Source organism: Litoreibacter ascidiaceicola, from assembly GCF_900129235.1.
Taxonomy (GTDB): domain Bacteria; phylum Pseudomonadota; class Alphaproteobacteria; order Rhodobacterales; family Rhodobacteraceae; genus Litoreibacter; species Litoreibacter ascidiaceicola.
Window position 1 is genome coordinate 239,285 of sequence record NZ_FQUV01000004.1, and the last position, 19,022, is coordinate 258,306.

At 59.2% G+C, this 19,022-nt stretch carries 17 protein-coding genes; 13 read left to right on the forward strand and 4 right to left on the reverse strand.

What is annotated here, in order from left to right:
- Positions 1 to 44 precede the first annotated feature (44 nt).
- The 3 genes from BUB72_RS10065 to BUB72_RS10075 are packed head-to-tail and all read left to right on the forward strand — an operon-like array spanning position 45 to position 3,705.
- A complete protein-coding gene (locus BUB72_RS10065; protein ID WP_073143493.1) occupies positions 45 to 1,352 on the forward strand; it encodes an HlyC/CorC family transporter in 1,308 nt (435 codons plus the stop codon).
- Entirely contained in the window at positions 1,349 to 2,293 is a 945-nt protein-coding gene (locus tag BUB72_RS10070; protein ID WP_073143495.1) for a nucleoside hydrolase, read from the forward strand. The genes BUB72_RS10065 and BUB72_RS10070 overlap by 4 nt, the downstream gene beginning before the upstream one ends.
- Positions 2,290 to 3,705: a protein adenylyltransferase SelO gene (locus BUB72_RS10075; RefSeq protein ID WP_073143497.1), complete on the forward strand. Its 1,416-nt coding sequence runs from the start codon at positions 2,290 to 2,292 to the stop codon at positions 3,703 to 3,705. The genes BUB72_RS10070 and BUB72_RS10075 overlap by 4 nt, the downstream gene beginning before the upstream one ends.
- Here BUB72_RS10075 and BUB72_RS10080 read toward each other — a convergent pair.
- Positions 3,684 to 4,589, reverse strand: a complete 906-nt coding sequence (locus tag BUB72_RS10080; protein ID WP_073143500.1) for a DMT family transporter — start codon at positions 4,587 to 4,589, stop codon at positions 3,684 to 3,686. The genes BUB72_RS10075 and BUB72_RS10080 overlap by 22 nt on opposite strands.
- Before the next feature lie 183 nt (positions 4,590 to 4,772).
- Here BUB72_RS10080 and BUB72_RS10085 point away from each other — a divergent pair, with 183 nt between their 5' ends.
- The 9 genes from BUB72_RS10085 to BUB72_RS10125 all read left to right on the forward strand — a co-directional run bounded on the left by BUB72_RS10085 (position 4,773) and on the right by BUB72_RS10125 (position 14,435).
- Entirely contained in the window at positions 4,773 to 6,035 is a 1,263-nt protein-coding gene (locus BUB72_RS10085) for a cation:proton antiporter (RefSeq protein ID WP_073143502.1), read from the forward strand.
- 91 nt (positions 6,036 to 6,126) lie between these two features.
- Positions 6,127 to 6,867: a DUF533 domain-containing protein gene (locus BUB72_RS10090; protein ID WP_073143505.1), complete on the forward strand. Its 741-nt coding sequence runs from the start codon at positions 6,127 to 6,129 to the stop codon at positions 6,865 to 6,867.
- A gap of 82 nt (positions 6,868 to 6,949) precedes the next feature.
- Positions 6,950 to 8,845 (forward strand): propionate-CoA ligase PrpE, encoded by a 1,896-nt coding sequence (gene prpE / locus BUB72_RS10095; protein WP_073143506.1) that lies wholly within the window; start codon positions 6,950 to 6,952, stop codon positions 8,843 to 8,845.
- Between the two features lie 141 nt (positions 8,846 to 8,986).
- The gene (locus BUB72_RS10100; RefSeq protein WP_073143507.1) at positions 8,987 to 9,376 is read left to right on the forward strand and encodes a cytidine deaminase; all 390 of its coding nucleotides are present in this window, start codon (positions 8,987 to 8,989) and stop codon (positions 9,374 to 9,376) included.
- A 2-nt stretch (positions 9,377 to 9,378) separates the two neighbouring features.
- Positions 9,379 to 10,692 (forward strand): thymidine phosphorylase, encoded by a 1,314-nt coding sequence (locus BUB72_RS10105; protein WP_073143509.1) that lies wholly within the window; start codon positions 9,379 to 9,381, stop codon positions 10,690 to 10,692.
- Positions 10,689 to 11,828 carry a phosphopentomutase gene (locus BUB72_RS10110; protein ID WP_073143511.1) on the forward strand — a complete coding sequence of 380 codons (1,140 nt, stop codon included), beginning with the start codon at positions 10,689 to 10,691 and terminating at the stop codon, positions 11,826 to 11,828. Before BUB72_RS10105 ends, BUB72_RS10110 begins: the two co-directional genes overlap by 4 nt.
- Positions 11,825 to 12,796, forward strand: coding sequence for an adenosine deaminase (locus BUB72_RS10115; protein WP_073143513.1), 972 nt, complete (start codon positions 11,825 to 11,827; stop codon positions 12,794 to 12,796). Before BUB72_RS10110 ends, BUB72_RS10115 begins: the two co-directional genes overlap by 4 nt.
- Positions 12,793 to 13,431, forward strand: a complete 639-nt coding sequence (gene upp / locus BUB72_RS10120) for a uracil phosphoribosyltransferase (protein WP_073143515.1) — start codon at positions 12,793 to 12,795, stop codon at positions 13,429 to 13,431. Before BUB72_RS10115 ends, upp begins: the two co-directional genes overlap by 4 nt.
- A gap of 68 nt (positions 13,432 to 13,499) precedes the next feature.
- Positions 13,500 to 14,435, forward strand: a complete 936-nt coding sequence (locus tag BUB72_RS10125) for a hypothetical protein (RefSeq protein WP_073143518.1) — start codon at positions 13,500 to 13,502, stop codon at positions 14,433 to 14,435.
- 14 nt (positions 14,436 to 14,449) lie between these two features.
- Here the strand turns inward: BUB72_RS10125 and BUB72_RS10130 are convergent, their stop codons facing one another.
- Positions 14,450 to 15,466: a hypothetical protein gene (locus tag BUB72_RS10130; protein WP_073143520.1), complete on the reverse strand. Its 1,017-nt coding sequence runs from the start codon at positions 15,464 to 15,466 to the stop codon at positions 14,450 to 14,452.
- A gap of 165 nt (positions 15,467 to 15,631) precedes the next feature.
- On the opposite strand from BUB72_RS10130, the gene BUB72_RS10135 reads away from it, so the two are divergent.
- Complete coding sequence (locus BUB72_RS10135) at positions 15,632 to 16,486, forward strand: DUF6544 family protein (RefSeq protein WP_073143522.1); 855 nt, start codon at positions 15,632 to 15,634, stop codon at positions 16,484 to 16,486.
- Here BUB72_RS10135 and BUB72_RS10140 read toward each other — a convergent pair.
- Together BUB72_RS10140 and BUB72_RS10145 are read right to left on the reverse strand one after the other, a co-directional pair.
- The gene (locus BUB72_RS10140; protein WP_073143524.1) at positions 16,461 to 17,285 is read right to left on the reverse strand and encodes a CPBP family intramembrane glutamic endopeptidase; all 825 of its coding nucleotides are present in this window, start codon (positions 17,283 to 17,285) and stop codon (positions 16,461 to 16,463) included. The genes BUB72_RS10135 and BUB72_RS10140 overlap by 26 nt on opposite strands.
- An 83-nt stretch (positions 17,286 to 17,368) precedes the next feature.
- A complete protein-coding gene (locus BUB72_RS10145) occupies positions 17,369 to 18,994 on the reverse strand; it encodes an AMP-binding protein (protein ID WP_073143527.1) in 1,626 nt (541 codons plus the stop codon).
- Positions 18,995 to 19,022: the final 28 nt, after the last annotated feature.

Here is a 19,022-nt window from a genome sequence, read left to right on the forward strand (position 1 = left end):
CCATAACTCTCACTTAGCTTTCTTTTACAGGACCGAAAACCAGAATGGACGACACTTCAACGATCTTTGATACCGCTTTCTGGGTGACGTCAGGCGGCATTGTGGTGCTGCTTTTGTTGTCGGCGTTCTTTTCTGGCTCCGAGACGGCGCTGACGGCTGCGTCACGCGGCAAACTGCGCAGTCAGGCAGACAAAGGGTCGCCCGGGGCTGTACGCGCGCTGAAAATCACCGAGGATAACGAGCGGCTGATCGGCTCGGTCTTGCTGGGCAACAACCTCGTGAACATTCTCGCGGCGTCTTTGGCAACTGCCTTGTTCACAAAGATTTTCGGCGAAAGTGGCGTGGCTTGGGCCACGCTGGTCATGACCCTGTTGGTGCTCGTCTTTGCCGAGGTGCTGCCCAAGACCTACGCGATTACCAATTCCGAGACCGCAGCGGCCAAAGTGTCAGGGCCGATTTCCGTCGTGGTCTTGGTCTTCGCCCCCATGGTGACCGCCGTGCGGGCTTTGGTGCGCGGCATGCTGAACCTGTTCGGCGTCGAGACCGATCCCGACAGTCACATCCTCTCGGTTCACGAGGAAATTGCCGGCGCATTGGCGCTGGGCCACGAGGAGGGCGTCGTCCATAAAGAACAGCGTGACCGGCTGCTGGGCGCATTGGACCTCAGCGAGCGGGACGTGGAGGAAATCATGCTCCACCGCTCGGAGATCGAGATGATCAATGCTGAAGACGCACCGGAGGCAATTATCAGCCAATGCCTGCGTAGCCCCCACACCCGCTTGCCTGTTTACCGCAATGAGCAGGAAAATATTGTGGGTGTCATGCACGCAAAAGACTTGCTGCGTGCGGTCGACAAAACCCTGCGCGGCCAAGACCGGGCTTCTCGAAGCCTGAGCGATTTCGACATTATGGATGTTGTGCGGAAGCCGTATTTCGTACCCGAAACTACCGCACTGGACGATCAAATGCGGCAGTTTTTGCGCTTACATACGCATTTTGCACTAGTGGTCGACGAATATGGCGCTCTGCAGGGTCTCATAACGCTTGAGGATATCCTCGAAGAAATCGTGGGTGAGATTACCGACGAATTCGACGTGGCTGAAGTCGAGGCGTTGAAGCCGGAAACAGATGGCAGCTATCTGGTGGAGGGCGCTATGACCATCCGCGATCTGAACCGCATGGCGGACTGGTCGCTGCCGGACGAGGAAGCCAACACGGTCGCAGGGCTGGTGATCCACGAGGCGCAATCCATTCCTACCAGAGGGCAGGTATTCTCGTTCCACGGGTTCCGGTTCGAGGTGGTGGAGCGGTTGCATAACAGATTGACGAAGCTGAAAGTGAGACCGTTGTGAGCACTCCGCGCAAGATCATCATCGACACCGATCCGGGGCAGGATGATGCTGTGGCAATTCTGCTGGCATTGGCCTCGCCCGAAGAATTGGACGTGCTTGGTGTCACTGTGGTGGCGGGCAACGTGCCTTTGCCTTTGACGCAAAAGAACGCGCGCATCGTATGCGAGTTGGCGGGCAAGCCCGACACCAAAGTGTTTTCGGGCTGCAACGCACCAATAGCACGCAAGCTGGTCACGGCAGAGCATGTGCACGGCAAAACCGGCCTCGACGGTCCGGTAATGCCAGACCCGACCATGCCACTGCAGGATCAGCATGCGGTCGACTTCATCATCGACACCTTGCGCGCGGAGACTGCCGGAACTGTCACGCTTTGCCCGCTTGGTCCGCTGACCAATATCGCGACGGCCTTCCAGCGGGCGCCGGACATTATCGTGAAAGTGCAAGAAATTGTGCTGATGGGCGGCGCCTATTTTCAGGTGGGCAACATCACCCCCGCCGCCGAGTTCAACATCTATGTCGACCCCGAGGCCGCGAAAATCACCTTTGCCTCTGGTGTGCCGATTGTCGTTATGCCACTGGACGTGACCCACAAAGCTCTGACCAACCGCGCGCGCGTCGAGGCGTTTCGTAATCTTGGTAATGAGGCCGGTCGCATGGTGGCGGAATGGACCGATTTTTTCGAGCGGTTCGACAAGGAGAAATATGGCTCCGAAGGAGCACCGCTACATGATCCTTGCGTAATCGCGTATCTGCTAAAGCCGGACTTGTTCTCTGGCCGCCACGTCAATGTCGAGATTGAAACCACGTCCGAACTGACCCTTGGCATGACTGTCGCCGACTGGTGGGGCGTGACAGACCGTACACCGAACGCGATGTTCATGGGGGATGTGGATGCGGAAGGCTTCTTCGCCCTGTTGACCGAACGGATTGCGCGGTTGTGACCTCCCCCAAGTTTGACAACTCCTATGCCCGATTGCCGGACAGGTTTTATACCAAGATGCCCCCGACACCTGTCGCGGCGCCTTCCATAATTGCGTTGAACGATGGCCTTGCCGACCAGATGGGTTTGGATCTGGAGTGGCTCCGCTCTGACGCGGGGCTTGCGATGCTGGCTGGCAACGCCATGCCGGATGGGGCGGAGCCGTTGGCCCAAGCCTATGCCGGCCACCAGTTCGGTGGCTGGTCACCGCAGCTGGGCGACGGACGGGCCAATGTGCTGGGCGAGGTCGTTGGGCCGGATGGCGCCCGGTGGGACATCCAGCTGAAGGGCTCCGGTCCCACGCCGTATTCAAGGATGGGGGATGGGCGGGCAGGGCTTGGCCCTGTGATGCGCGAGTATATCGTCAGCGAGGCCATGAATGCACTCGGCGTGCCGACGACACGGGCCTTGGCGGCTGTCAGCACGGGCGAAACAGTCGCACGCGAAACCTTGCAGCCGGGCGCGATCCTAACGCGGGTGGCCGGGTCGCATATTCGGGTCGGGACATTCCAGTACTTTGCCGCGCGCCAAGACCGTGAGGCGCTTGAGCTGTTGCTGAACCACACAATCGGCCGCCATTACCCGCATGTCGATGAAGGTGACGGACTTGGGTTCCTGAACGCCGTGATCGTCGCACAAGCCGAACTGGTCGCCAAATGGATGGGGCTGGGCTTCATCCACGGGGTGATGAACACCGACAACACCCATGTGGGTGGCCTAACGATTGACTACGGACCTTGCGCCTTCATGGATGCCTATCACCCTGCCACCGTGTTTTCGTCCATCGACCAAGGCGGGCGCTACGTCTATCAGGGCCAGCCCGAGGTCTTGGTCTGGAATCTCGCTCAACTGGCCTCGTGCGTGTTGCCGTTCATTGACAGCGACAAGGACAAGGCGATCACGGCGGCACAAGACGCGCTGGCCACGTTTGGGGACCATTACACGAAGGCGTGGAAACGCGTGTTCTTCGCCAAGATCGGATACGAAACCGGCGGTGATGCGCAAGTGACAATGGTGCAAGACCTGCTCACCCGCATGGCGGATAACCAAGCTGATTTCACGCGCGTCTTTCGTGCTTTGGCGCGCGGGCAGGGGGCTCGTGAAGAGTTCGTGGACCCGACCAGTTTCGATGAATGGGAGCGTGATTGGGATGGCGGGGACGCCGCGCTCATGCGCGCCGTTAACCCCGCGATTATCCCGCGCAACCATCGTGTTGAGGAGGCGATCCAGGCAGGGTTGCAAGGCGATTACGCACCGTTCCACAGGCTGAACGCGGCTTTGGAAAACCCGTTTGTCGATAGCCCCGAGTTTAGCGACTTGGAAGCAGCACCCACCCAACAACAGATGGTGCGTCAGACGTTCTGCGGCACCTGAATTTTGGGCGCGCGGTTGATCAACACGATGCCGACCGCCACCAAAGCCAGCGCGCCGAGGACCGAGACGCCGATCTTTTCGTCTAGCAACAACCAGCCCAGTAGCACTGACAGGACCGGTGACAGGAATGAAAAGCTCGCCACGCCCGAGGCGGGGTAGATCGACATGAGCCAAAGCCAGAAGATAAAGCCAAAGGTCACGACAACCACGATCTGAAACGCCAGCACCAGATAGTGCACGGGTTGTGGATCGCGGATCAGCGGGCCGAAAAGCGGTGCCACGGCCAGCAGCACCACTGCAGAGATCGCGACTTGGTAGAACAGCTGCACCTCCGGGCGCACGGTTTTCAAAGGCGTGGCTTTCACCAGTAATGCGGTCGCCGCCCATCCCATCGCCGCACCCAACGCGCACAAGTCGCCCAGCAACGACGCTTCGCCGCCGTCGCCCCGATCAAAGATGGCCCACGCGACACCGGCGAAGGCAAGAACAAGTCCCAAGGTCTTTTGCGGGGTGAGCCTGTCTCCGGGAATGAGGAAATGCGCTGACAAGGCCAACCAAAGCGGCATGGAGTAAAAGATCACCGAGGCACGTGACACCGTGGTCAGGTCCAGCGCTGTGAAGAGCATCAGAAACTCGACCGAGAAAACGACACCGATCAGCAGCGCGGATGGCACGACCGCGCGTGGCAAGGTCAATTTCACCCCCCGCCACTTCATCCAAAGCAGGATGCACAAAACGGCGCCCGCCGAGCGGACCCCCGCAAAAAATACGGGTTGGAAGGCGTCGTTGGCCACCTTGATCACCACCTGATTGATGGCAAGCAACAGGGCGAGTCCGACCAGAGAGACCGCTCCGAAGGTATCGATATGTGTTTTGGGGGGCATGCAGTCTCCAATGAGTTCGCTACGGCCTTGGCGCTTTCCGCGGCTTCTGTCAATCGAAGGGCAGGCGCATCTGATCTTTCAAGTCGATGCGATTGCGGCTGGCTTGAGGTGCGGAATAAGATAAGTTGGCCGATATCGCCCCGCGAGAGGGTGAGGCACTCGGACAGTGAGACGGAGCACCATATGGACATTCTGCAAATCGCATCGCTGCTGCTGGTATTGGCGGCGGTTTTTGGCACGGTGAACTATCTGGTTCTCAAACTCCCGTCCTCTATTGGCATCTTGATCGTGGCGTTGTTGGCCTCAATGGGGGTCATGGCAGTCGATCTGCTTGCGCCGCAACTCGGCGTGACAGATGAAGTCCGCTCGGTCGTGAAGTCCATAGACTTTTCAGAGGCCCTGCTCGAAGGCATGCTCGGACTGTTGCTGTTTGCGGGCGCTTTGCATGTGAAGCTGGCTGATTTGCGGAGCGAATGGCGGGTCGTCGCCCTGATGGCAACACTCGGTGTCGGGTTGTCCACGGTCGTCGCGGGCTTCGGCTTTTCTTGGATCACCGGCATGCCGATCATGATCGCGCTGGTGTTTGGAGCGTTGATATCGCCGACCGACCCTGTGGCTGTGCTGGGCGTTCTGCGTCAAGCCAATCTGAAGAAAAGCATGGAAACCAAGATCGCGGGCGAAAGCCTGTTCAATGACGGCGTCGGCTACGTCGTCTTCTTGGTGCTGGTCGGTGTCGCATTTCCAGCCGTGGATGCACATGGCGAGGCGCATGGCGGCGGCGGATTGATGGCAGCAGCCCAGTTGTTTTTGCAAGAAGCCGTGGGCGGCGCGTTGCTTGGTGTCGTTCTGGGATGGCTGACCTTCCGTGTGATGCGCCATATCGACGACTACTCCCTTGAAGTTCTGATCACCCTCGCGTTGGCCTTCGGCGGCTATTCTCTGGCGGTCTACCTGCACCTTTCTGGCCCAGTGATGGCCGTTTGTGCGGGGCTTTTGATCGGGGATGTCGGCGCGAAATACGGCATGTCCGAGATTACCCGCCGCTATGTCGACGGATTCTGGAAGTTGATTGACGAGATTTTGAATGCGGTCTTGTTCCTGCTCATCGGGGTCGAGGTCTTTGCGGTCGCATTCTCGATGAACGGAATGGTGGCAGGGGTTCTTTCCATCGGGTTGGCTCTGTTTGCGAGGCTCGTGGCTGTTTCCGTTCCGATCCTGCTGTTGCGCCCGTTCCGCGAATTCTCGAAAGGCGTGATCCCGATTATGACTTGGGGCGGCCTGAAAGGCGGCATTTCCGTCGCTTTGGCGCTGTCACTGCCCGATAACGAATGGAAACCGATAATCCTGACAGCGACCTATGTGGTCGTGATCTTCTCGATCATCGTGCAAGGGCTGACCGTTGCCCCGCTGGCCACTCGTTTGGGACGTGAGCCGGAACTGGTCTGACTTTCCCCCTAGACGTATGGATGTGTCGCCCCCATTCTCTTAAGGGAAGGGCCCCGTTGCGGCGGCCTGCTGCCAATACGGAGAACACACTATGTCATTGATGAATATGGTCACCAAAGTTGCCATCGGTTTTGCTGTCGCCAAGGGGATGCAAAAGGTCCAGCAAGCCGGAGGTATCGGTAAAGTTATGGACAGTCTGAAAGGCGGCGGTAGCAGCGCGTCTGCGGACGGCACTGCCAGCACTGGCGGCTTGGGTGGAATGCTTGGTGGAATGGCGGGTGGGGCCGGTGGCTCTGGCGGTCTTGGCGGCATGTTGGGCGGCCTTACAGGTGGCGCCTCTGGCGGAACGGGCGGTTTGGCAGGAGGCCTCGGCGGTATCGGCGGATTGCTTGGCGGGCTGGCTTCGGCACGCGGTGGCTCCGGCGGATCGCTCGAAGACTTGCTGAGCCAGGATAACCCCGTTGAGGAACCTGCCGAAGAAGACACCGCAGGCCTGATGATCCGCGCGATGGTCATGGCGGCGCGCTGCGACGGTGAAATTGATCAAACCGAGCGAGAAACCCTGATGGCTACCATCGGCGAAGACGCTACCGAAGCCGACATGGCGTTCGTGCGCAATGCCATGAGTGAGCCTGTCGATGCCGCGGCAATCGCCAAGGACACACCCGAAGGATTGGAGACGCAGGTTTACTCCATGTCCGTGATGTCCATAGAGCCGGATAACCGCGAAGAGGCCAAGTATCTGCACGAATTGGCAACCGCTCTGGGCATTGGCCAAGCCACTGCAAACGAGATCCACGACAGTTTCGGCGTGCAGCGGCTTTACAGCTGATAGCGCAAACTGTGGCATAGTGTTACTTGCACCCTTCTCGTTCTGACGCTTAAGTCGCGTCAAGAATGAGGAGGGACCCCCAATGAACTATGCCGACATCTACAAACGCTCGCTTGATGATCCGGAAGGGTTCTGGATGGAGCAGGCGGATGCCATTGATTGGGTAAAACCTCCGTCCAAGGCGCTCTTCTCGGACAACGCCCCACTTTATGAGTGGTTCAAGGATGCACAGGTCAACACCTGCTACAATGCCGTGGACCGTCATGTTGAAGCCGGGAACGGTGACCGTGTGGCCATCATCTACGATAGCCCGGTCACCCACACCAAGCATGAAATCACCTATGCCGAGCTGCAAACCCGTGTGGCGTCCCTCGCGGGTGCCCTAAAGAGCAAAGGTATCGAGGCAGGCGATCGCGTCATCATCTATATGCCAATGGTTCCGGAAGCGCTTGAAGCCATGCTGGCCTGCGCGCGCATCGGGGCTGTCCACTCGGTCGTGTTCGGCGGTTTCGCGGCCAATGAGTTGGCCGTGCGCATCGACGACGCGACCCCCAAGGCAATCATCGCAGGCTCCTGCGGGATCGAGCCGGGTCGGGTAGTGCATTATAAACCGCTGCTGGACGGCGCGATCGAGCTGGCAAAGCACAAGCCCGATTTCTGCGTGATCTTCCAGCGCGAGCAGGAAGTCGCCAAGCTGATCGAGGGCCGCGATTATGACTGGCACGGCTTCCAGTTCGGCGTTGAGCCTGCCGACTGCGTTCCCGTCTCGGGCGACCATCCGGCCTATATCCTTTACACCTCCGGCACTACGGGCCAGCCCAAAGGCGTGATCCGCGCTACAGCGGGGCATCTGGTGGCGCTGAACTGGACGATGAAGAACATCTACGACGTGGAGCCCGGCGACGTGTTTTGGGCCGCCTCAGATGTGGGCTGGGTCGTCGGCCACAGCTACATCTGCTACGCGCCGCTGATCCACGGGAACACCACTGTGGTGTTCGAGGGCAAGCCGGTCGGCACCCCTGATGCGGGCACGTTCTGGCGGGTCATTCAGGAGCACAATGTTAAAAGCTTCTTCACCGCCCCGACGGCTTTCCGCGCGGTGAAACGCGTCGATCCGGATGGCGACTTCATCAAGAAGTACGACTTGTCCTGCCTGAAGACCGTGTATCTGGCGGGCGAACGGGCCGATCCCGATACCATCGAATGGATGCAGGAGCATCTCAAGAAACCGATCATCGACCACTGGTGGCAGACAGAAACCGGCTACACCATCGCGGGCAACCCGATGGGTATTGAGCCGATGAAAGTCAAAATCGGCTCTCCGACTGTGGCGATGCCGGGCTACGATGTGCAAATCCTCGACGAGGGCGGGCACCAGATGAAGGCGGGTGAGCTGGGTGCGATTGCGATCAAGCTGCCCTTGCCACCGGGCACGTTGCCGAACCTTTGGAACGCCGAGGAGCGCTTCATCAAAAGCTACCTCACTCACTTCCCTGGCTACTATGAAACGGGCGATGCGGGGATGATCGACGAGGACGGATACCTTTACATCATGGCGCGGACCGATGACGTGATCAACGTAGCGGGCCACCGTCTGTCCACGGGCGGCATGGAGGAGGTTCTGGCGGGTCATCCTGACGTTGCCGAATGCGCCGTGATCGGTGTCGGCGACGAGTTGAAGGGCCAGTTGCCCATGGGCTTCTTGTGTCTCAGCAACGGGGTGAACCGTCCGCATGACGAGATCGTCAAAGAGGTGGTCAAGCGGGTCCGCGACCAGATCGGCCCTGTGGCCGCTTTCAAGCTGGCCTGTGTGGTCGACCGGTTGCCGAAAACGCGGTCCGGCAAGATTTTGCGCGCCACGATGGTGGCGATTGCCGACGGCAAGGATTTCAAAATGCCCGCGACGATTGATGATCCAGCGATCCTTGACGAGATCGCCGAGGCACTGAAAACCTTGGGCTACCCGCAGGGGTCTTGATGCTGCACGAGCGGGGGTAACCCCGCCCGCAAGCCATTCTTTTCGAAAATTTAAACGGCCCCGTGCTTTTCCCCGCAACCGAGGCATTGAAACTCCGCGCCGCGCGCTTCACTATCGGCTGAAACGTCTTGGGGGACATTCATGTCTGATTTGCTGCCACACGCGCTGTCTGTTCGCGAGAACGCGCACGCGCCGTATTCCAAATTTCAGGTCGGAGCCGCGCTGCGCACGAAATCCGGATCGGTCTTTGTTGGTTGCAACGTCGAAAATGTCGCCTATCCCGAAGGAACCTGTGCCGAGGCCGGAGCCATCGCCGCCATGGTCGCGGCAGGCGAGCGCGAGATCGCAGAGGTCTGCGTCGTCGCCGGATCACCGACCCCTGTGCCGCCCTGTGGCGGCTGTCGCCAAAAGCTGGCCGAGTTTGCCGCAGGCCACGTGCCGGTGACGTTGGCCACCACCGCGGGTACGCTCGAACACACCACCGTGGCCGCCTTGCTGCCCGGCGCGTTTGACGCGGGGCATATGGCATAATCATGGACGCGGCACAGATCATAGGCAAAATCCGGACCCGCCAACCCGTCAGCGCGGCTGAATGCCGTTGGTTCGGCAAGGCTTTGGCCGAGCAATCCGGCGTGAGTGACGCGCAAGCTGGTGCCTTTGCAATGGCCGTGGCGATGGAAGGTCTTGGGGCAGACGGGCGCGTGGGCTTGACCGAAGGCATGCGCGACAGCGGCGAGGTGTTGCGCTGGAAGCTTCCCGGCCCGGTGCTCGACAAGCATTCAACCGGCGGCGTCGGCGATCCGGTCTCGATGGTTTTGGCCCCTGCCTTGGCAGTGTGTGGTGCCTACGTTCCGATGGTGTCGGGGCGGGGCTTGGGCCACACGGGCGGAACGCTCGACAAGTTGGAGGCCATTCCGGGCTATACCAGCAACGTCTCCACATCCAAATTGCAACATGTCGTCCGCGAGGTGGGCTGCGCCATTGTCGGCGCGTCGGGGCAGGTTGCCCCCGCCGACCGTCGCCTTTACGCGATCCGTGACGTGACCGCGACTGTGGACAGTATAGACCTGATCACCGCCTCGATCCTCGCCAAAAAGCTGGCGGCAGGACTGCAAGGGCTGGTGCTGGATGTGAAGACGGGCAACGGCGCAATATTGCAAGACGCGGCGCAAGCCAAACGCTTGGCCTACTCGCTGGTAGAAGTCGCCTCTGGTGCGGGCTGCCCGACCACCGCCTTGATCACCGACATGTCGCAGCCATTGGCAACCGCTGCGGGCAATGCCGTTGAAATTCGCGCCGTGATGGAGGCCCTCAGCGGCACCGGACAAAAACGTTTGCGCGAAGTGGCGCTCGCCTTGGGGGCAGAGCTTCTGGGCAATAACAAACACATGAAGGCCGATGCGGAGGCAGCTTGGGTCATGCTCAACGATGCCATCACATCGGGTGCTGCGATGGAGCAGTTTTGCCGCATGGTCGCCTATCTGGGCGGCCCCACGGATTTCGACCAAAGCTGGCGCTTCTGCTTGCCGGAAGCTAATATCGTGCGAGAGGTCCTGCCGCTCGCAACTGGCCATATCCGTGCGGTTGATACGCGGGCCTTGGGCTTGGCAGTGGTTGAACTTGGTGGCGGGCGTCGTCGCGAGACGGACAAGATCGACCCGTCGGTTGGCTTGTCCGCCTTCAAACGCATTGGTGATGCCGTCGACAAAACCACTCCCCTTGCGATGGTCCATGCCGCCACCGAGGAAGCCGCCGCGAAAGCGGAACGCGCGGTGCGTAAAGCGTTCCAGATCGGCGCGGCAAAAGTGACACCGCCGGAGCTTTTCGTCGATCGGGTGGCAATATGAGCCGCGCCTTTCTTGTCGTTTTGGATTCTGCTGGCTGCGGTCATGCCCCTGACGCCGCCAGCTTCGGGGATGAAGGCGCTAACACGTTGCTTCATATTCACGAGCGCGTCGGGTTGAAAATGCCAAACCTGATGCGGTTGGGGTTGGGACAGGCTGTTGGGATTTCCGATGTGAAGCCCGAAGGCCTGCACGGCGTTGCGCGCGAAGTGTCGCTGGGCAAGGACACGCCCTCAGGCCATTGGGAATTGTCCGGTGTTCCAGTTCCTTGGGACTGGCACTACTTTCCCGACACGACCCCAAGCTTCCCCCCCGAGATCAGCGCACAGGTCGCCAAGTTCTGCGGCACGGACGGTATCTTGGGCGATTGCCATGCCTCTGGCACGGAAATCATCGAGCGCTTGGGCGAGGAGCATATGCGGACGGGCAAGCCTATTTGCTACACCTCTGCCGACAGCGTGTTCCAGATCGCGGCACATGAAGAAAGCTTTGGCCTTGATCGATTGCAGCAGCTTTGCCAGCACATGGCACCAATTCTGCACGCGATGAATGTCGGGCGCGTCATCGCGCGGCCTTTCATCGGTACGGATGCCTCCAGCTTCGAGCGCACCAAGAACCGCCACGACTACGCGATGGAAGTCCCGTCGCCGACGCTGCTGGATTGGGCCAAGGCTGACGGTCGCGCGACCTATGGCATCGGTAAGATCGGGGATATCTTCTCTGGCCGCGGTGTCGACGAAAACCGCAAAGGGTTCGACGATGTGCTAATGGGCCATCTGTCAAACTTGGTCGATGAGGCACCGGACGGTGCTCTGGTCTTTGCAAATTTCGTAGAATTCGACAGCCTCTACGGCCACCGCCGCGACCCCGAAGGCTATGCGGCGCATCTGGAGTGGTTTGACGCTGCCATCGGCCCTATTCTGGCCAAGCTGCGCGCAGGTGATTTGATGCTGTTCACCGCGGATCACGGCAACGACCCGACTTGGGAAGGCACCGAACATACACGCGAGCAAGTGCCCGTTATCGGGGCTGGCGTCGGGGCAAAGGATATCGGGCAGGTCATGTTCGTGGACGTCGCCGCATCCGTTGCGGATCATTTGGGGCTGTCCGAGCGTGGCCCGGGGCGGAGTTTCCTATGAGCATTCCAAAAATCGAGCTGCATTTGCATATCGAAGGCGCTGCTCCGCCTGCGTTTATCCGTGGATTGGCACAAGAGAAGGGCACCAATCTGGAAGGTGTGTTCAACAAAGACGGCTCCTACCGCTTCGAGAACTTCAACCAGTTTCTCAGCGTTTACGAGGCCGCATGCACCGTGCTCACCGGCCCTGACGATTTTGGCCGCCTGACCACAGCCGTGCTGGAGCAATCCATTGAACAGGGCGTGATCTATACAGAAGCTTTTCTGTCCCCCGACTTTTGCGGCGGTGGTGATGTCGGCGCGTGGCGCGAATATATGCACGCTATGCAGGAAGCCGCAGCCAAACTTCCCCAGATCGAGATGCGCGGCATCATCACCTGTATTCGTCATTTCGGGCCGGATCAGGCCAAGACCGCTGCCATTTGCGCTCGCGAGACGGCAGGGGAGTTCATCACCGGTTTCGGCATGGGCGGGGACGAGATGCAAGGCACGCAGGGCGATTTCGCCTACAGCTTCGACATGGCCCGCGAGGCGGGGCTTCGTCTGACGACCCATGCGGGTGAGTGGGGAGGCGCGGAAAGCGTCTGGCAGGCCGTGCGTGACCTCAAGGTGGAGCGTATAGGCCACGGGGTTCAGGCCATCGACGATCCCGCATTGGTCGATCATCTGGCTGAACACCAGATTGTGCTGGAGGTCTGCCCCGGCTCGAATGTGGCGCTTGGCGTCTATGCCGACTGGCGCTCTCACCCGATCGAACGGCTGCGCGAGCGCGGCGTTCCGGTGACGGTATCAACGGACGATCCGCCATTCTTCCACACCACTCTCAGCGAGGAATATGACCTTTTGGGCCATCATTTCGGCTGGGAGGAGGAAACAATTCGCGCGGTGAACGTCACCGCCGCAAACGCGGCATTCTGCGACGCCGCGACCCGCGACAAACTACTCAAAGCACTGGAGCCAGCCTCATGACCGATATCCCTCACCTGACCGTCGTGGATCACCCTTTGGTGCAGCATAAACTGACCTTAATGCGCGAGAAGGACACCCCCACAGCGGTGTTCCGGCAATTGCTGCGCGAGATCAGCCAGTTTCTGGCCTACGAGGTCACGCGCAATCTGGAGATGGAAACCAAACGCATCGAAACCCCGATGCAGGAGATGGACGCGCCCACATTGGCAGGCCGCAAACTTGCTTTGATTTCCATCTTGCGGGCGGGCAACGGCTTGCTCGACGGAATGCTGGAACTGATCCCGAGCGCCCGTGTAGGGTTCGTCGGCCTCTACCGCGACGAAGAAACGCTTCAGCCCGTGCAATACTACTTCAAGGTGCCGGAATTTATGGACGAGCGGATGGTGATCGCCGTAGACCCGATGCTGGCGACCGGAAACTCGTCCGTGGCGGCGATAGATTTGCTGAAAAAAGCAGGGGCGACGAACATCCGATTCTTATGCTTGCTGGCCGCGCCTGAAGGCATCGCCCGCATGAAAGAAGCGCATCCGGACGTGCCGATTGTGACAGCTTCGGTGGATAGTCACTTGAATGACAATGGATATATTGTCCCGGGGCTAGGGGATGCGGGTGACCGAATGTTCGGCACAAAATAAGGTAGTTTCCGACTTTACTTGGTAGTGTCCCTGTTGCATTGTGACCACTATATTTAGTGGGGACTGATATGCGACTTCTGCGACTGCTTTCCGTGTCGATACTGGCGCTGAGCATGGGGCTCATTGGTGCTGATGCACAAAATTTGCGCCGTGATAACGGCCCGGCAGAGACGCCGCCCGCATCCTTTAAAGGCAAGCAATATGTAGACAGCCGCGGCTGCGTCTACATTCGCGCAGGCTATAGCGGGAACGTGACATGGGTCCCTCGGGTTTCGCGCTCTCGTAAGGTCGTTTGCGGCCAACAGCCCAGCCTTCGCACTGCTGCACCAGCGGCCCCGAAAGCTGCGGTCCGTCAGGCAACAGCGCCGCGCATTCCCGCCGGTGCAAAGATCGTTAAAAGAACGACCAAGGTCATCCCTGCACCTGCCAAGAAAACAACCCGTGTCGTCCGAAAGGCCGCTCCGGTAGCCGCACCGAAGGCGCAAACCCGCGTCGTGCGCAAAGCGGCGCCAAAGGCACAAACCCGAGTGGTCCGCAGAGTGGCACCTACGCCTGCGCCACAAGCTCAACCCCGTGCTGTGCGCACGCAGGTCAACCCGAAGCGCGGCACTGTCCAACCTAGGGTCATTTATCGCTGCGGTGCCAGCGAGTTCAGCTCGCAGTTCATCAATGACGGGGCGCGTTGCGGTCCGCAAACCGGTGGGGCTCGCAGTGTTGTCCGCGAGGAAGTCTCGCCCCAAAGCAGCAACCAGCAAATTCAGGGTCAAAGAGTTGGCCCGAAAGGCGCGAACCGCAGAATCGCAGAAGCGCGGATGCCCGTTCCCAAAGGCTACAAGAGGGCTTGGGACGATGACCGCTTGAACCCGTTGCGCGGGGTGGGCACCACATCCGGTAAGGCACAGATGAGCTTGGTGTGGTCCAACACGGTACCGCGTCATCTTATCGACCCGTCGACCGGAAAGCGCGCTACGGCCAAGCAAAAACGGATACTCGGCATATTCTAAGCCGGCTTCGCGGGTTATTCCGCGCAGATTTCCTGAAGGCTGATCCAATCCCCGTCCGAGATAAGCCGCGGCGCTTCAATGCCGCGATATGGGTCGGCTTCGATCAAATCAATTGTGCTCTCGCCAGTGACATCGACCGCATACGCGTAAGGGCTGGCCGCAACTTTCGCAGTGGCAAACCGGTCGAGCAGCACATCGGTGTTGAGCGCAGGCGGCTCGGTCGACAGAAGCGTTTCGGCATAGTCGCGCAGCACGTCATCTTCAATCTGACCACTGGTCAGCAGGTGCAACGTCGCAGCCCCTCCGGCTTCTTTCAACAATAGCTCCATCGGATCAATCATGCGGGCCTGCTCGCTGGCCGCAAGCATGTAGCCCGCTGCAACATCCGCCGCATCATGATCCTCGACGACCATACGGTTCAACAGCAGCAACCCGCCGGGCAGCGACAACGCGCCCTCCGGCCCTGATGGCACCACGTAGGCTTTGCGCAATCCGTCTCCCAAGACGCGCGCTTTCAATCGAGCCAGCGCAGCGGTGCCAAGATTGGAGCGGCAGGTGTCGCCTGTAAGACGGGTCATGTGCCCCAGAAGCGCGGTCCCAATGGCAAGCCGTTTGCTCTCCGGCACGACTGTTACCGTGTGGCGCACCAACGCGCCCGGCAGCCAGAAGAAGCCAAGCGCGCCAATGGCGGCAACCAATCCTGTAAAGATATAAAGCCGGAGGCGGCCGCGATGCGGGCGGCGCCGCGCAACGGTCCGCCGGACCTTCTCGATTGCGTCGATGAGTGTGCCGTCTTCCAGCTCCAACTCCTCGCCCGCATCGGGGCCGGGGCGGAACAGCGCAGGCCGCGCGCCGGGGTTCAGACGCTCAATTGCAGGCAAGGACCAATGGGCCAGTGCGGTGTCGGTCTTGTCACGGATGATCAAAGTGGCATCGCCGAAGGAAATCAGAACGTCGCGACGCTGGGCGTCCGGGCTTTCGCGCCAGATCCCTGTCGACTCCAGACGATCATACTCTTTTAACGCCGTCATTTTTCGCGGCTGCCTGCTTTTTTTTTATTGTGTGGGGGAACGATAGCTTGAAAGTGATTCGGGCTCAACGGGTTTGCTACTAAGCATGGTGTGTTTTCACGGAGTGAGTGCGGATGGGAGTGCTTTGGGATATGGTTAGGCAATGCCACTGGCGGGCGCGGTAAAATGGAATACTTGAGAATAGTTCTCGATCTAGGAGTTGCACTTTTCGCGATCAGCATATGCGGTTTGCTGGTTTGGCGGCAGCTTGATTATCGTGCCGATAGGGTAGAGATGAAGCGCCTGGTTAACCTTCAACCCACCGACCCAATAGTTTTCTCGAGGGACCTTGTCGCAGGATTACCGGAGCCCGCGCGCCGTTATTTTTGCTTTGCGATCTCTGAAGGCACTCCTTTGCTCTCGGTTGCGAAGATCGAGATGAAAGGGCAGTTTGGCCTCGGTACGAAAAACTCGCCCAAATATGTTGATATATGCGCCGAGCAAGTGCTTGCAGCCCCCCACGGTTTTGTGTGGAAAATGGCCGGACGATCGGGCCTGATGCGAATATCAGGGTCCGACGCAGCAGGTTGGACAAGGTTCTGGATCGCAGGATTTATTCCCGTCGCTCGCCTTGGTGGCAGCCCTGACCATATGCGAGCATCCTTCGGTCGTTATGTGGCAGAGGCCGTATTCTGGACCCCTGCGGCATTGCTGCAGGGCGAGGGTGTAGTGTGGCAAGAGGTCGATGAGAACACAGCGCGTGTAACGATTAGGCATAGAGGGCTAGAGCAATCGATTGACATTTCTGTGGGCGACGACGGCCGTCCGCACTGGGTGGCTTTCCCTCGGTGGAGTGATGCGAATCCGGAAAAGTCCTACCGGATACAGCCTTTCGGAGGGAATTTATCCAAATTTCGTGACTTTGCTGGCTTTCGGCTGCCCACGCATATCGAGGCGGGGAACCATTTTGGAACGGATGACTATTTCCCGTTTTATGTGGTTGATGTCGCGGAAATCAAGTTTCCAAGCGCTTTACAGTGATCCTAGTTTGGCCCGCCCTCCGATCGAACATCGCATCGCGATTAATCCATACGACCAGCGCGGCGGCCGACACGAAAAAGATTGTGTCATATGGCTGGGCGTCGGGCCAAAGCGGGTTGTTAAGCTGGAAGTGGAACAGGGCGGACAGAAATATGCTGCCGCCTGACGCGTTGAATAGCGACGTCAGGATGACACTGACTGAAATAGAACCGATGAGGAAAGGCGATATCCCCCACGCGCTTTGTGGCGTGCCACTCAGAAAAAACGCGGGCAAGTGCCACGCTCCCCAGATGAACCCCAAAAGCAGGCCGGCCCAAATCGGGGCCATTCTGCGTTGCAGGAGTGGGAGCGCAAAACCGCGCCATCCAAACTCCTCCATGGGGCCCAACAACAACATGAAAGCCATCGCGGCGAAGGCTGCGCCAATAGACGGGAAGGAGACCGCAAGCGCAGTTCCTTTCACAAGTGCTCCGCTATAGTAAATGGCGGGGATTGCGAGCAGCAAAAAGGCGGCCCATCCGAATGAGCAACGCCACAACAAAAGTCGCGACAGAAAACCTTTCATCCCAGACAGACCGGTATGCCACAACACAAGGATCAATGCCGCAATCGCTGGTGCATAGACCGCGAGAATGAACAGTGGATTACTGGCACTGATGTCACCAAACAGACGGGCCACAGCCTCAGGGAACAGAAACAAAACTACAAATACACCCCAAGCCAGACCGAATGCGATCGCCATAAACGGGATGATGGCAGAGGTGGGAACCTTGCGGGGGCTTTCATAATCATGCGCCATTTGGTGACCTCCTTAACTCTGACGAAACGTAGCAGGCTGGAACGACCCTCGCAGAGAGGTGGGTTGACGGGTGCGAGGAGCCGCTAGAGATCTTTCGCCTGTTTACGCAGTTCGAACTTCTGAATTTTACCCGTAGAGGTCTTTGGCAGGTCTTGAAACAGGACCTGCTTGGGGGTCTTGAAACCGGCCAGTTGTGCACGCACATGCGCGATCAGATCAGCCTCGGTTGCCGTCGCCCCGGATTTCAACTCGACGAAAGCGCAAGGAACCTCACCCCATGTGTCGTCGGGTTTGGCCACCACCGCGCAAAGCGAAACAGCCGGGTGGGACATCAACACGCTTTCAACTTCCACCGACGAGACGTTTTCACCGCCCGAGATAATGATATCCTTGGCGCGATCCGCGATCTGGATATGGCCATCAGCATGCTGAATGGCGATATCGCCTGAATGAAAATGGCCCCCCGCAAAGGCCTCTTCGGTGGCTTCGGGGTTTTTGTAGTACCCTTTCATCACCGAATTCCCACGCATGACAATTTCGCCTTGGGTGGTTTTATCCATCGGCACCTGCTCGTTTTGGTCATCCACAACGGTCACGTATTCCATCATCGGCATCGGCAGACCCTGACGGGATTTGAGCGCGGCTTTGTCGGCATCCGGCTGGGTGTCCCAATCGGGGTTCCAAAGGCATTCGGTGATGTGGCCGTAGGTTTCGGTCAGGCCGTAAACATGGGTCACATTGAAGCCAAGCGCTTCGATTGCTGCCAGCGTGGTCGGGGCAGGGGGAGCGCCCGCTGTGAATACCTCGACCAGATGGTCAAACGACTTCCGCTCCGCCTCCGGCGCATTCACAATCATGTTCAACACAATCGGCGCGCCGCCGAAATGGGTGACGCCTTCATCCGCAATAGCGCTGTAAATCGCTTCGGCAGTCACATCTCGACAGCAATGCACGGTGCCGCCCAAGACCGGCATCATCCATGTGTGGTTCCACCCGTTGCAATGGAACAGCGGCACAATGGCCAGAAACTTCGGGTAAAGCTGCATCCGCCACGAGATCACGGTGCCCATGGTCATCAGATACGCGCCACGATGGTGATACACGACGCCCTTGGGCCGCCCTGTGGTGCCGGATGTGTAGTTCAGCGCAAGGCTTTCCCACTCGTCTTCGGGCATGTGCCACGGGGCGGCCGGATCCCCTTCGGCCAGCAGCTTTTCATAGGTTGGAAAACGACCTGTCGCGGGGTAGCCCGCCTGTTCATCCGGCACCTCGATAATTATCGGCCGGTCGCCCTTGCAGGCGGCCTTCGCGGCCTCGACCATTGGTAGAAACTGCGTGTCGCACAAAACGACCTTCGCCGCGCCATGATCAAAGATGTAGGCGACAGTTCCGGCGTCAAGGCGGGTGTTGATCGTGTTGAGCACAGCGCCACAGGCAGGCACACCGAAATGCGCCTCGGCCTGTGCAGGCAGGTTGGGGATCACGGTCGAGACCACGTCGCCCGGAATAACCCCGCGCTTTGCTAGTGCCGATGCCAGACGGGAAACTCGTGCGTGATACTCTGCGTAGCTGCGGCGGGTCGTGCCATAAACGACCGCTTCGCGATCCGGAAATACAGCGCGCGCGCGATTCAGGTGGGACAGGGGCGTCAAGGGGACGTAATTTGCGGCACATTTCTCAAGTCCGGTTTCGTCCGACATCCAACCCATTGTCATTTCTCCCGTTGCACGTAAGTTT